Here is a 14,060-nt window from a genome sequence, read left to right on the forward strand (position 1 = left end):
CCATCTTTTGTTAACCGCCTAGATGCTAGGCTTTTTTCAAGTGTCCTTGACAAAGGGTCCAGATCATTATTGGCCGGGGCTTTTTGCTGCGTCCGCACGAGACTCTGCACAGATTTACAAATGTATTTGCAAATCGCCGCCATGCTTAATGGAAAACCTGCAGTTATTTTTTGAAAATTACCTTGATTAGCAGATTTTAATGGAAAAACTCCAGTTAACATTATAGAAATTCCTCAAAAACTAAAAAATCCCTCAAATTACCTGCAGTTTTTCCAGCTAAATGTCGTTTCCTCGCTTTTTAGCCGAAAATAACTGCATGTTTTCCAGTTAGCACCCGTCTGCGCACGTCCGCGCAGCTTCTCCACGCGTAGATTCATTCGTTCTTCCGCAGGTGAATGCTCAAGAAGTAAACTCAAATTTGTTTTTGTCATAGCGTACCCATGCATGATCAAGTCTTCACTTTGCTAGAACCGGGCGATGTCCTAGTCGTTAATCCCGCGGCATCATGCTATACTAAGGCTATCCTCAAAGTAACGGAGGAAAGAAGCATGTTGTTCGTATGGATTGCATTATGGCTCGTCAGCATCGTGCTGCTCATGTCGGATTCGCGCAAAAGCTCGATCCGCTGGCTCAGCGCGGTCGCCTTCTGCGGCGGCTGCGGAGCGCTCTCGGCGGTAATCGGCGATACGATACTGCCCTACGCGATCGAACAAGGCGCGAATGCTACGATCCAGAAGCTGCTTGACGGCTTGCGTATTTTGACTTCGCTGTTTCAATATTACGGAATGCCTTATTCCTTTGCGCTGTTTGCGCTATATTATAATACGCCATCTCTGGTCGGATCACGGATCCGCTTTGCTTCCTCGGTGCTGCTTATTCCAGCCGCCGCCATGCTGTTGTTCGTCAAGCCGATTCATCCGGTAAATTATCCGATTGCCGCGCTTTGGGCGCTTCCTTACGTCGTGGCGGGCACGCTGCTCGTATTGTTCAAGCGGGAGCCGACGCGCGCTTTGCGGCGCAATCATATGCTCGTCATTTTGATCGTGGTGCCAACCGTCGTTTTCTGCGCCGTGATGAATTACGTGCTCCCGTCTCTCGGCTATTTCGAAATGTGGCGCTACAACACGTGGATAATCGCGTACGCCGTGCTGCTGTTTTTGGTCGCTATTTTTAAGTACGGGTTTATGGGCGTGCAATTCCTGATCGAGAAAAAACGTCTGGACGTCACGATCCGGGCGATTACTTCTGGAACGTCGATTTTGAATCATGCCATCAAGAACGACGTCGGCAAAATGAAGCTGTTCTCCGAAAAAATCGCGGCCTATGCGGAAGAAACGAAGCAGACCGAGCTTGCGGCGGATATTCAGGTGATCCGGAATGCGTCCCGGCATATCCAAGAGATGATTTCGCGCGTTCACGAGCAAACGCAGGATTTGGCGCTTGTCGTCGGCCGCCACCGGCCTGCGGACATCGTCCGCGAGCTGCTTGAGCAGCTGGCGCCGTATCTGCGTCATTTGGATGTCGGGGTCGAGCTGAAGGAAGATGTGGAGCTTGAGATAGACAGGGCCCAAATCGCCGAAACGGTCAACAACCTTATTATGAATGCAGCGGAGGCTATGCCGAAGGGCGGGTCGCTGTTTGTGCGCTTATATGAGACGAAAAAACATGCCGTAATCGAAGTGCGGGATACCGGTCCCGGCATTGCCAAGCAGCATCTTAAGCAAGTGCTGGAGCCTTTCTATTCGACTAAGGGCGGCGGAGGACGGCTCAATTTCGGGCTCGGGCTCGCTTACTGTTACAATGTCATGAACAAACACGGCGGCAAAATGGAAATCGATAGCGAAATCGGGAAGGGCACGGCGGTTTCGCTTTATTTCTCCAGAAGAAGGAGAGGGACGCATGGAACGAATCAAGGTGCTGATCGTCGAGGATGATCCGGATTGGCTGCGCGGGCTTACGGCATATTTGGCGAAGGAGCCGGATGTTGCCGTCGTGGCGCAGGCAAGCACGGCAGAGGATGCGCTGACGGCGATCCGCGGGCACGAGCTCGACATCGTGCTGATGGATATTATGCTGGCCAGCAGCATGGAGGGCATTTGGCTGACGGAGGAAGTGTGCCGCACATGTACCGCCAAGGTAATCATGCTCAGCTCGCTTCGTGAAAACGACGTCGTGTTCAGCGCCTTCCAAGCCGGGGCGACGGATTACGTCGTAAAGTCCGAATTCGCCGAAATTCCGGCGGCGATCCGCGGCGCGCATCAGAACCGCTCGTCGATTCACGCATCGGTCGCGGAGCAAATGCGCGAGGAGTTCCGGCGGTTGAAGCAGCTGGAGCGCCAGGTGCAGGTGAAAGAGGTGCGCGACAAAATAACGCCGGCCGAGCTGCAGGTGCTGGAGATGATCGATAGCGGCTATACGCAGACGGACATTGCCGACAAGCTTGTCGTTTCCATCCGCACGATCAAGGTGCATGTCGGGAACATTCTCAAGAAGCTGGGCGGCGGGAGCAGCAAGGATGCGGCGAAGAAAGCCCGCGATATGGGCTTTTTTGACGAGAAGAATAAGTAGCGAAAGCTGCGACATGGTTTCTTGGACGGGAAGTACGAGTAGCGAAAGCTGCGGCAAAGGTTTTCGATAAGAAGCACAAAATTGCGAAGCCCCGCGACAAGGACGAGTTGCGACGGGAATAGCAGAAGCCCCGGTCGCGTGCGACGCGGGGCTCGGCCGGTTTATTCCGCGACGATGGAGCGTCTGAACTCGCCGGGCGTGACGCCCGTTCCTTTTTTGAACATGCGTATAAAGGAGTTGACGTTCTGATAGCCGATTTTTTCGGCGATTTCCTGAATTTTGAACGTGGTGTTCTTCAGCATGTCTTTGGCGTTGGCGATGCGGATATCGTTCAGGTAGTCGCTGAAATGGATGCCGGTTTTCTCCTTGAAATGGGCGGACAGATGGCCGCTCGAGATGTTGAGCTTATCCGCGACCAACTCCTGCGTAACGTCCAGATGGTAGTTGGCGTTCAAAAAGCTCATGACGAAGGTGACGATCGGATCTTCCACCGATTTGTGCAGATGAATCATATCGGTTGTTTGCGTCAGCAGCCGTTCGAAAAAATCGATATACTGCTCCACAGAGAGTGCTTTTTTCATATGCTGCTCCGGGGAGTAATGCTTCAATATCACGGAAATATCCAGATTGTAGGAAATCAGCGCCTTGATCGCTTTCGTCGTTACCTCCACGGCAAGTTGCTTGTAGTGGAAGGCGCTTAAATCTTTTTTGCGCATATGCTCCAGAATACGCCGAACGAGGTCGATAACGTTCTTCTTGTTGCCGGCCTGCAGATTGGAGAAAAACTCCTGCTCCTCCGCCGCCGTGAATACGTACCTCATCACCTGCGACTCGTAAACCGTAATGATTTGCGTTTCATGGACCAGCTTTTGCTGCCCCAGCATTTCCACCGCTTTTCCGTAAGCGTCGGGGAAGCTCAGCATGTTGGTCTTTTCGGGGGAGATGGCGATGGTCAGGACGCAATAATCTTTGTCAAAGTCGAACATGGGCTTTAGCGCTTCCAATGCCTTCCAAACCTTCTGGATACTCTCTTCGGTGAAAACCAGCGAAACGATTTGTTCCTTCTCGACTTGCAGCGTAACGGTTTCGCCAAACTCCCCCGAAAGATGATTGGAGATCAGCTCCTTGATCGCATAGGAGGCCCGGTCCTGCCCGATTCCCAGCTCATGATTGAATTGCTGCGTATACGTCAGGTCGAACAATGCTAAATAGAACGGCTTCTTGGTTTCGGTTAGCTTCTCAATCTCGTTATGCTCGGAGTAAATGCTTTTCAAATGCGTGATGTAGCCGTAATTGCGCAGCAGCTTGTTCTTGTTCGTCAAGTCGGTGCGAATGTCGCGGTTGGACTGGAGCAAATGCTGGAATTTCTCGCGGATCATCACATATTCGTTAATGTTGCTTCGCAATGAAATATCCGGATTCTGCTTATTAAGCGAATGGATAATCGCCTTGATCGGCGTGTTGAACCGGATGCTGAGGATGATGGAGATTAGAACGGCGGCAACAATGGAAACGATCAGCAGCGCGACCAGCAGCACATTGAGCCGGGCCACCTTGGACGCGATATTCCCGTTGGGAATCGATTGTACGTAGGTGATACCGGTCGTCGCGCCTGTTTTGACAAAAGAATAGTCGCTGCCCCGCTTGGCGTAGCCTTTCGCGAGGTCTTCCTCCGCAAACTCGACCCGCTGCGCTTGCGGTCCATAGCTGTACAGCAGAGCTCCCCCGGTATCCTGCATATAGAAGGCGGAAGGGCCGGACACCTGGAAGGCTTGAAACAGCTTGTCCGCGTTGAGGAAGGCGATGATATAGAAGTCCTCGAATTTGTTCTTGATGACGACGGGCAGCAGGTTGCCGACAGACAATTTGGTTTGATCCGGATTGGTTCTGGCAAAGATCGCCGCAGGAAACAACTGGAGCCGATCGTCCCCGAGGAACTGCTCTTCCCAAAATTGCGGGGGATACGCCGGACTGTTGTAACGCACGGCGAAGGTAGCCGCGGCGTTGTCGAACCCGGATGCGTCCACGACGACGCCGGTTTTCTGAAAATAGAACAAAATATTGTGCAAATATAGAAGCGGATTCGTCAACAAGGCGTTCAGCTTGTCGCGGATGCGAAAATAAAGCTCGAACTCGGCTGGTGAAGGGTTATTTTTGAAAACGGTTACAGTGTCGTCGAAGTAGAATCCGCTCAGCATGCTGTCGATCAGTTGGATATGGTTCTCATAGCTGTCCGTCGTTTTGCTCAGGTTCAATTGGTTCGCGTGGATAATCTCGTTCTTGATGTTGGTTTGAAAGAAGGAGAAGGATAAGGCGTTGAAAGAAAGCAACAGCAGAATGATGCCGAGAAAGCCGGACAGCAGCCGCAGAAGCAAGGAATTTTTGGATAATGGAAAGAGCTGTTTGGTGTTCATCATGGCAGGCCCGATTCCTTTCTTCCGTTTTGATTCTCCCTTATTTTGCTGCGCGCGTAGAGGAAAAGCAATATGCTTTTCCCCATCGAATACACCAATTTGCGGTTTACCCGAAAAATCGCGGATATGGCGTGAAAGTGTGCGTATACAGCGGCGGCCTCCGCCCGGTATTGTGGTGTCAAGCGGTCCGTTCCCGACGGTTTCGACAATGGCTCGAATAAGCCCAGGGGGTCGCAAACCATCACACAAAAAAGAAGAGGTGTTGCCATTTTGCAAACGAAAACGAAGAAACGACAATTGGCTTCGTCGGTCGCTTCGGCGCTAGTCCTCGCATCGCTGACGCTTGCGGGCTGTTCAAGTCCGGAGAAGGAGCCGCAGCCGTCCGGAACACCGGCGGGAAACGGCGAGAAAGGCGCGAGCGAGACAAACAAGCCGGGGAATGACAAGCAGAACGGTACGCAAATTGTGGCGCCGGGATCGCTTACGCTGCGCGTCGGCATCCAGGACAGTTATTATGCGCCCGCCAGCTTGGCGAACAATTTGCCGGTATTCCAGCAGATCGAGCAAAAAACCGGGGTCAAGCTGCAATGGGAAGTTACGCCGCCGGACCAGTTCAAGCAAGTCATGCAGCTGAAGCTGGCGTCGGGCAAAGACTTGCCGGATTTGATCCAGATGCCGAACGGGGCAAGCGATATGGTCAAATACGGGTCCGAAGGGTTGCTGCTGCCGCTGGAGGATTTGATCGACAAGCATGCGCCGAATATTAAGAAGCTGTTTGAGAAGGACCCGAATATCGTCAAAAGTCTGAAATCGCCGGACGGGCATATTTACGGGCTGCCTACGCTTAATTATTCGCCGCAAATGACAACGATGATCATCCGCAAAGATTGGCTGGATCGTCTGAATTTGAAAGCGCCGGAAACGATCGACGAATGGCTGACCGTGCTGCGGGCGTTTAAGGAGAAGGACCCGAACGGCAACCAGAAGGCCGATGAAATTCCGCTTTCCGTTTCCGGTCCGCTCGGCGTCCTGCCGCTGTTCGGCAACGCGTTCGGATTGCATTTGAGCGAAAGCCGCGATTGGTGGGCGGATGCGAACGGCAAGGTAAGCTACGAGTGGATAGATGACAAAATGAAGGATTTGCTGGCGTTCCTGAACACGCTCTATAAGGAGGGCTTGCTCGACCCTGGCTATCCGACGACGCAAGGCGATAAGGAATCGGCGAATATCAACAATAATTTGGCCGGCGTGTTTTACAAGCATATGGGCAATATTCCGATTCATGAAGGCGTATTAAAGCAAAGCGGCATAAACAGCGCCAAGTTGGTCGGAGTCGCACCTCCTGCCGGTAAGGACGAGAAGCGGTATTTGCTCGGCAACTCGCTTGCGAGTATTTTTGTCTCTGTTAACAAGAGCGTTAAGGACCCGGTGGCGACGATTAAGTGGCTCGATTACGTGTTTGCGTCGGAGGAAGGGCAGCGGTATATGCTGGCGGGTATCGAAGGCGTTACGTACACGATGGAGAATGGAAAAATCAAGCTGATGGAATCGTTCCTGAAGCCTGCGGCGGGCGTCGATCCAGGCAGAGCGGTCGGGACGGAGTCGGTGCTGCCGCATATTTTGACCTATGAATTTTTCGAGGCGTACTGGTCGGCTTCCAATCCGGAGCTATGGGCGCAAACGAAGGAGCTTCAGAAAATGGTCGTCCCGCCGTATCCGCAAATTATCGACTCCCCGGACGAGCAGCGCAGCGTAAGCCGGCTGTCGGGCGATACTACGACGTACCGAAACGAAATGCTGCTGAAATTCATTACGGGCAAGGAGAGTCTCGACAACTTCGGCAAATACAAGGAAACGCTAAAAAGCATGGGCATCGACGAGTGGGGTAAAATCGAACAGCAAAAGTATGACCGCGTCTCGAAAAAATGATGCTGGCCAAATGGAAGAAAGATAAATATATTTGGCTGCTCCTCTCGCCTGTGCTCGTCTACTATGCGGTGTTCCACTACGCGCCGATGTACGGGGTCATCATTGCCTTCAAAGAATATTCACCGGTCAAGGGAATATGGGGGAGCCCCTGGGTAGGACTCGAGTGGTTCCAGGAGTTTTTCAACTCTGTGTACTTCGGCCGTCTTCTGCTGAATACGTTGAAGCTTAGTCTGTACGGCATCCTGTGGGGGTTTCCGGTTCCGATTCTGTTCGCGCTGCTGCTCAATGAATTGAAGCAGGGGATGTTCAAAAAAGTCGTGCAGACGGTCAGCTATCTCCCGCACTTCATCTCGATTGTCGTGATCTGCGGCCTCGTCGTCTCGTTCGTGTCTCCGACGACGGGAATCGTTAACGAACTGCTCAAGCAGTTCGGCTTCGCACCGATTCATTTCCTCGCAGAGCCGGAATGGTTTCGGACGGTTTACATCGGTTCAGGCATCTGGCAGTCGTTCGGCTGGAATTCGATCATCTTTATCGCTGCGATCGCATCGATCAACCCGGAGTTGTACGAGGCGGCCGTAACGGACGGAGCCAGCCGCTGGGAGAAGATGCGGTACATTACGCTGCCGGGCATTTTTCCGACGATCATGATTTTGCTGATGCTCAACTTCGGCTCCTTGCTCAGCGTTGGCTTCGAGAAAATTATTTTGCTGTACAATCCATCCACGTACGAGACGGCCGACGTCATCTCGACTTACGTGTATCGCAAAGGCTTACTCGATTCCGATTTCAGCTTCGCCGCCGCGGTATCGCTGTTCAATAGCGTCATCAATTTCATGCTGCTTGTCCTCTTTAACAGGCTCAGCAGGAAAGTCACGGAAGTATCTTTGTGGTAAGGAGAGCTGCTTCATGCAAGCCTATCAAAAATCGCTAAGGGAACGGATCGAGGATGCGCTGATCGCGCTCGTCATGCTGGGGGCTATGGCGGTTACGCTGTACCCGTTCATTTACGTGTTCAGCCTGTCGGTCAGCGATCCGCAGGAAGTGGCGAAAATGTCGGTGTGGCTGTTCCCGAAAGGATTTTCGCTCGAGGCGTACAAACGGGCGTTCAGCAATCCGGGGTTGTTTACCTCCTACTACAATACGATTTGGTATACGGTTGTTGGTACGGGGGTAAATGTCGCGATGACGGTGCTGGCCGGGTTCACGCTGTCGCGCAGAACGTTTTCCAGCCGGCATGTCATTATGATGCTGATTGCATTTACGATGTTTTTCGGCGGAGGGCTCATTCCCGAATATTTGCTGATCAAAAATCTCGGTCTGTTCGATACGCGCTGGGCGATTATCCTGCCTTCGGCCGCGAGCGCGTTTCTGATTATTATGGCCCGGACGTTTTTTCAGGAAATCCCGGAAAGCTTATATGAATCGGCGTATATTGACGGAGCCAACGATGCGCAGATCATGTGGAAAATCGCCATCCCGCTATCAAAGCCGATCTTGGCGGTGCTTGCGCTGTTTTATGCGGTCGCCCATTGGAACAGTTATTTCCCCGCGATGATTTATTTAACCGATCCGAAGCTGCAGCCGATGCAACTGTATTTGATGAAGCTGCTGATCCAGGAGGACAATACGATGATGCTCGGTTCGTTGACTGGGTTTGACAGGGTGCTCCAATCGCTTTCGATTAAATATGCGGTCATTATTATCGTCATTTTGCCGATCGTTCTGATTTATCCGTTCCTGCAGCGGTTCTTCATTAAAGGGGTCATGATCGGATCGGTCAAAGGTTAGGAGGCAAGCTGTGATCCATTTTTCATTTCCTTCCCGCTTTATGTGGGGAGCAGCCGCATCGTCTTTTCAAATCGAAGGAGGGGCGGCTGAGGGCGGACGGGGGCCGAGCATCTGGGATATCGCGGCCCGCGCGGACGCAGAACGTTTCTGGAACGGGGATACGCCCGAAACGGCGGCAGATTTTTATCACCGGTATCCCGAGGATATTGCCTCGATGCGGGAATTGGGCTTGCAATCGTTCCGCCTGTCGCTTTCCTGGTCGCGGATTTTGCCGGAAGGAACGGGGGTTGCGAGCGAGGCGGGGCTGGACTATTACAATAAAGTAATCGATTGCTTTCTTCAAAACGGCATCGAGCCACTCGTCGATCTGTATCATTGGGATTTGCCCCAGGCGCTTGCCGAGCAGGGTGGCTTCAAAAACCCGGACATCGTGGAAGCGTTCCGACGTTATGCGGAAATCTGCTTCAACCGTTACGGTGATCGCGTCAAGCTTTGGAGCACGATGAACGAGCCGTCGGTGATGGCTTTCACTTCATACCTGAACGGGGTTTATCCCCCCTATGAGGAGGATATGAAGGGGGCGCTGCTGGCCGGGCATCATATGCTGTTGATGCATTACGAAGCGGTCAAGCTGTACCGCTCGCTGCGGCTGGGCGGCGAGATCGGCGCAGTTGTCGCGTTCGTCCCGGTTTACCCGGACACTTTATCGGCAGCGGATCGGGACGCAGCGAACCGGCAGTTCGACTTCGTTTGCGGCTGGTGGCTGCAGCCGCTGCTTGAGGGGGCCTATCCGGAGTCCTTGCTGCAGGCGGCGGAGATCGGCCCGCATATGCCGGATGGCAGCGTAGAGCAGTTGCGCGAACGGTTCGAGCCGATGGATATGATCGGGCTGAATTATTATACGCCTGCCCGCTGCCGTTATGAGGCAGACGTGTTTCTGTCGTCGACGTCGGTGCGGAATTTTTATGCTCAGAGCGATTACGGGTTTCAAATTTACCCGCAAGGGTTGTTCGATTCGCTGCGCTATATGAAGGAGCGGTACGGCAATCCGAAGATGTACCTGACCGAGAACGGGATCGCCCACGATTCCGTGAACAAGCCGCTGGAAGCGCAGCTTGACGACGACGACCGCATCGCGTATATGCGGGAGCATCTGCGCGAGCTGCATCGGGCGATCGGGAGCGGCTGCAACGTACATGGCTACTATTATTGGTCGTATACCGACACGTACGAGGCGACATCCGGCTATCGTTACCGCTTCGGTCTTGTACAGATCGATTACGGGACGCAGCAGCGAACCCGGAAGAAGAGCTGGCATTATTACCGGGATGTGATCGCGGGTCATGCAGTAGATTGATGCGCGGCAGCGGGTTAACGGCGCGCGTACCCGAAGGCGCGGTTCTGGCGGCGGCTGTACGCTGTCTGCCTGCCTTCGGCAGCTTAACGACAGGTGGGTGAACATATGCGAAAAATCGATGTGAACGCGATGATCGGCATGTACGTGAAGCAGGATTTGGCGATCCGGGACGAGCCAAGTTTTCTGGAGACGATGGCTTTTTATCAGATAGAGAAGGCGGTTGTCTATCATGCGGACGCCCGGTTTTACAATCCGATTCAAGGCAACGAAAAGCTGCTCCGTCTCGCGAAACAACACGATAGTCTGATTCCGTGTTTTATTTTATCGCCTCACTACAAATATAGCGGAGGATGGGGGGATTTGGAGCGGCGGCTGCGGGAGGAGGAGATCCGCTTCGCCAAACTGTACCCGGGCTTGCATGGCTATTCGTTGAATTCCGCCCATACGGACGCGATGTTCGAAATTGCCGCACGCCTGAATATGACGATGCTGCTGAGCGCAAGCGAAATTACAGATACGTTGGGGGAAACGGAAGGGTTTGCACGATTATGCCGGGATTATCCCAACGTCAACATTGTGCTGGTAGAAGCCTTATACCGCCGCAATATGTCGCTGTACAGCTATTTAGAGCGGTTTGCGAACGTGCATGTGGAATTTTCAACGCTCAACAACTGGCTGGCGTACGAGGAGGCGGTTCGGCTGTTCGGCTCGGAGCGGCTGCTGTTCGGTTCCAATATGCCGTTCAACAGTCCGGGCCCGGCGATTACGATGCTGTCGTACTCCGAGCTTTCGCGCGAGGATAGAGACAACATTGCTTGTCTGAATGCGGAGCTGTTGATTAGCGGTGGAGGTGATCGTTATGCGGCTCAGTGAATATGCGGAGGAAGGGCTGCCGCTGCGCGATGTTCTGGTCATCGACATCCATTGTCATCTCGGCTGCCCGTCCAATCCGTTCGTTCCTTACGCGGATGAGAAGGAGCAGTTGGTCCGCTTCCGGAAGTCGATGGACAGGGTCGGGGTCGATTATGCGGCGATTTCGATGCTGCGCGGGTTGTCAACGGATGAACTGGAAGCAAACCTGGACTTAGCCGGGATGATGAAGGAAAACGACAACCTGCTGGGTTGGGTGACCTACATTCCCTACTTGAGCGATAAAAGCTTGCATATAGCCGAACAATGCCTGGCTGCATCCGATCGCTTTATCGGATTGAAGGTGCATCCGGAGGTGAACCAGTATCGGATTGACCAAGAGAAATATGAGCCGATGTGGGAGTTTGCCGACGAAAAAGGCTTGCTCGTGCTGGCGCATGCCTGGGGGCCTAATTCGGACCCGGCGCTGTTCGCCGACATTCCCGCTCGCTACAAAAATATGAAGCTGCTGCTTGCTCATCTCGGCGGCGTGGAGCCGGCGATTACGACCTCGATGCAGTTGGCCAACCGGTACGACAATGTGTATCTCGATTTGACGGGCAGCTTTATTTCCTCCCAATGCACTCTGAAACAGTTTACGGAGCGGACAGACCCGGACAAATTGTTGTTTTCCAGCGATATGACATTCTTGAGTCTGTATTCGGAGATCGGCAATGTGTTGTACGCTGATGTTCCCGATTCGGTCAAAGAGCGAATATTGGGCTTAAACGCCAAAAGGCTCTTGACGTGTATTCCCTAACGAATGATCCCAATTCGAATGATGGAGGAATGCGAAATGCCAGGACCAGGACCACACAAGGATTTGTCGCAAATCCCGCAGGAAAAGGAAGCCGCGCCGCAACCGGTCAGCCGGAGGGCGCTGCTCGCTTCGCTTGGGATGGGAGGGGCGGCGCTCGCGGCCGCAAGCCTGCTGCCGTCGAGCGTTTGGGGCGCCGCAGGCGGAGGAGGCTCGGTTAGCGAGTCGGTTTACGGCGAAGGCGGAACGCCGGGCTGCACACCCGGCGACGTCGTGACGGCCGTAACGGCCGACCAGCTTCGGGCATTGGATTGTTCGCCGGCCAATGATCTGTATTATGTGACAGATGCCGGGGGCGAAGGATTTTTCTTCCGCGATCCGGCGGATGCGGTTTCCGCGGACAACGGGGCTACGGTTATTGTTTCGGCGGACGGAGGAAGGTTTAAGCGGGTAGTCGATTATACGTTCAGCTTCCTATGGTTTGGCGGCAAGGGAGACGGGGTGACGAACAATGCGGCTGCCTTCAAGCGGTTGGCTGCGTTCGTCAACGCCAGGGGCGGGAATTGCACCGTCGTGTTTCCGCCCGGCGTGTATGTCTATACCCCGTCGGATGCCGGCGATTACGAGTGGCGTATGTCGGTCGAGTTTGTTAATGTGAAGCGTCTGACGATTATCGGGTACGGCGCCGTAATCAAGCAGGTGAAGGACCCGTCGTGGACGGCCGGAGGACTTCCCGCCAATCAGGAAAGCCCTATGCAATTCCGTGGGGGGAATGACACGCCGGGTGAGTGCCGCGATATTGCCGTCTATGGGTTGACTATGGAGGGCGCTCGCGTGCCGTTTAGCCTGGCGACCGGGGACGGCGCTTGCAGCGGGTTGATATTCAGGGGCGTTTATCGCATAGTGGTCAAGGACGTTGTTTGCACCGGCTGGGGGACGGACGGGCTGACCATTGCGCCGTCTTATCTCGACCTTTATGCTTCGCAGCAGGCCCGGATCGAGGGCTGCCGCATGGACAACAACACCAGGCAGGGCATATCCATCGTCCGCTGCGACGATGTGACGATTACGCAGTGTACGATTGCGAATACGAATGGCGGTTCGTTCGGGCATGGTATCGATTTTGAGCCGGACGCCTCCTATACGCAGAAAAATATGATCGTCAGCCATTGCCGGTTTCAAAATAACGTTCGGGGTTCATTAAACTTTATCCGAACTTCCCATGTGGTCATTTCCCATTGCGTCATGGAGGAAGGAAATACGAGCGGCGCGATCTTCGCGGACGGAGCTGCCTCCGATATTATTATCGAAAGCAACGTGATTACGACGAACAAGGCGTGCCTGTTTTTGATGGGGAGCGACGTGACGAACTTTATTTTCCAGAAAAATATCGTCAAAACGACGGATCTGCCGAGCAACAGTGCGACGGTTCGCATCAATCCGTTCGGGACGGCAACGGGGCTGGACAATATTATCGTGCGGCATAACGGGTTTACGGGTACGGGCGGCTTATATGTCAATGTGGCGGGCAGGTTCTTTTTTGAGCATAATACGATGTCCGTCTCCCGCCAGGATTCGGCTAGCGCAGATTGCTTCGGCTTCAATCTGGTCGGCCTCGGAAAAAACACGGTGCGGCATAATGTGATTACGATTCAATCGGATGTTCAATTCGCCGAGAAGGAAGTTTATATGGTCGACGGGGTGTTCGAAGGAAACGAACTGACCAGCCACGCCGCCGCTAAACTGAATATCAAAAGCAAAGGCGCGGGGCGCGTGATGCGTATCGGCCATAACAATTTCAGCACGAATTTTTACTATAAGGGCGAGCACGTCTCACTGAATTTGTATGCCGAGGGCGCCGTGGTCGAATATGTGGCCGGCGATTTCGCAACCGTATACCGGAGGGTAAACGGGGGGCGGCAGCGGGTGCTGAACGGCACCGATGCGCAGGTCGGGGATATTACCTTTGTCGGGGATAACGGCAAGCCTTCGATGTCCTATATATGCGTGACGGCCGGCAGCCCGGGTGTTTGGCAATCGTACAGCCATGTTGTGCAGAAAGGGACGTCATTCGCCCGCCCGTTTATGTACGCGTTCGACGCCGGGGTGATGTACCTGGACACGATGCTCGATCCCGGCGGCAAGCCGATCTGGTGGAACGGCTCGGACTGGATTGACGCCACAGGCGCGGTTGTTTGATTGCTGCGGCGGTTTTCGGTCGGAAGCGAGTTGCTGTATACAATTTTTCGCTACATTTGGGTGAGAATGCGGCAGTTGGACCGAATATATTCGGTTTTTCGCATACATTTGAGGAGAATACCGTGTACAAGGCGAA

Annotated in this window: 11 protein-coding genes; 9 read left to right on the plus strand and 2 right to left on the minus strand. The window is 53.6% G+C overall.

The window, feature by feature from the left end; all coding sequences use genetic code 11:
• A partial coding sequence (locus DQG23_RS43240; protein ID WP_238178174.1) for a hypothetical protein occupies positions 1-221 on the minus strand: 221 nt, incomplete at its 3' end.
• 327 nt (positions 222-548) lie between these two features.
• Here DQG23_RS43240 and DQG23_RS34500 point away from each other — a divergent pair.
• Both DQG23_RS34500 and DQG23_RS34505 read left to right on the plus strand, forming a co-directional pair.
• Complete coding sequence (locus tag DQG23_RS34500; protein WP_158560851.1) at positions 549-1,934, plus strand: sensor histidine kinase; 1,386 nt, start codon at positions 549-551, stop codon at positions 1,932-1,934.
• Positions 1,900-2,568, plus strand: coding sequence for a response regulator transcription factor (locus DQG23_RS34505; RefSeq protein ID WP_113035597.1), 669 nt, complete (start codon positions 1,900-1,902; stop codon positions 2,566-2,568). The genes DQG23_RS34500 and DQG23_RS34505 overlap by 35 nt, the downstream gene beginning before the upstream one ends.
• Before the next feature lie 161 nt (positions 2,569-2,729).
• Here the strand turns inward: DQG23_RS34505 and DQG23_RS34510 are convergent, their stop codons facing one another.
• Positions 2,730-4,985 (minus strand): helix-turn-helix domain-containing protein, encoded by a 2,256-nt coding sequence (locus DQG23_RS34510; RefSeq protein ID WP_113035598.1) that lies wholly within the window; start codon positions 4,983-4,985, stop codon positions 2,730-2,732.
• Positions 4,986-5,252: 267 nt separating this feature from the next.
• On the opposite strand from DQG23_RS34510, the gene DQG23_RS34515 reads away from it, so the two are divergent.
• The 7 genes from DQG23_RS34515 to DQG23_RS34545 all read left to right on the plus strand — a co-directional run bounded on the left by DQG23_RS34515 (position 5,253) and on the right by DQG23_RS34545 (position 13,924).
• Positions 5,253-6,911, plus strand: coding sequence for an extracellular solute-binding protein (locus DQG23_RS34515; RefSeq protein ID WP_158560852.1), 1,659 nt, complete (start codon positions 5,253-5,255; stop codon positions 6,909-6,911).
• Positions 6,908-7,807, plus strand: coding sequence for an ABC transporter permease (locus tag DQG23_RS34520; protein WP_113035600.1), 900 nt, complete (start codon positions 6,908-6,910; stop codon positions 7,805-7,807). The genes DQG23_RS34515 and DQG23_RS34520 overlap by 4 nt, the downstream gene beginning before the upstream one ends.
• 13 nt (positions 7,808-7,820) lie before the next feature.
• A complete protein-coding gene (locus DQG23_RS34525; protein WP_113035601.1) occupies positions 7,821-8,702 on the plus strand; it encodes a carbohydrate ABC transporter permease in 882 nt (293 codons plus the stop codon).
• A gap of 10 nt (positions 8,703-8,712) precedes the next feature.
• On the plus strand, positions 8,713-10,059 hold the full coding sequence (locus DQG23_RS34530) for a glycoside hydrolase family 1 protein (protein WP_113035602.1): 1,347 nt from the start codon (positions 8,713-8,715) through the stop codon (positions 10,057-10,059).
• Between the two features lie 105 nt (positions 10,060-10,164).
• Positions 10,165-10,932: an amidohydrolase family protein gene (locus DQG23_RS34535; protein ID WP_113035603.1), complete on the plus strand. Its 768-nt coding sequence runs from the start codon at positions 10,165-10,167 to the stop codon at positions 10,930-10,932.
• Entirely contained in the window at positions 10,919-11,728 is an 810-nt protein-coding gene (locus DQG23_RS34540) for an amidohydrolase family protein (RefSeq protein ID WP_113035604.1), read from the plus strand. Before DQG23_RS34535 ends, DQG23_RS34540 begins: the two co-directional genes overlap by 14 nt.
• 36 nt (positions 11,729-11,764) lie before the next feature.
• Positions 11,765-13,924, plus strand: coding sequence for a right-handed parallel beta-helix repeat-containing protein (locus DQG23_RS34545; RefSeq protein ID WP_158560853.1), 2,160 nt, complete (start codon positions 11,765-11,767; stop codon positions 13,922-13,924).
• The last annotated feature ends 136 nt before the right edge of the window (positions 13,925-14,060 follow it).

Origin of the sequence: Paenibacillus contaminans, assembly GCF_003285015.1 — a bacterium.
Taxonomy (GTDB): domain Bacteria; phylum Bacillota; class Bacilli; order Paenibacillales; family NBRC-103111; genus Paenibacillus_V; species Paenibacillus_V contaminans.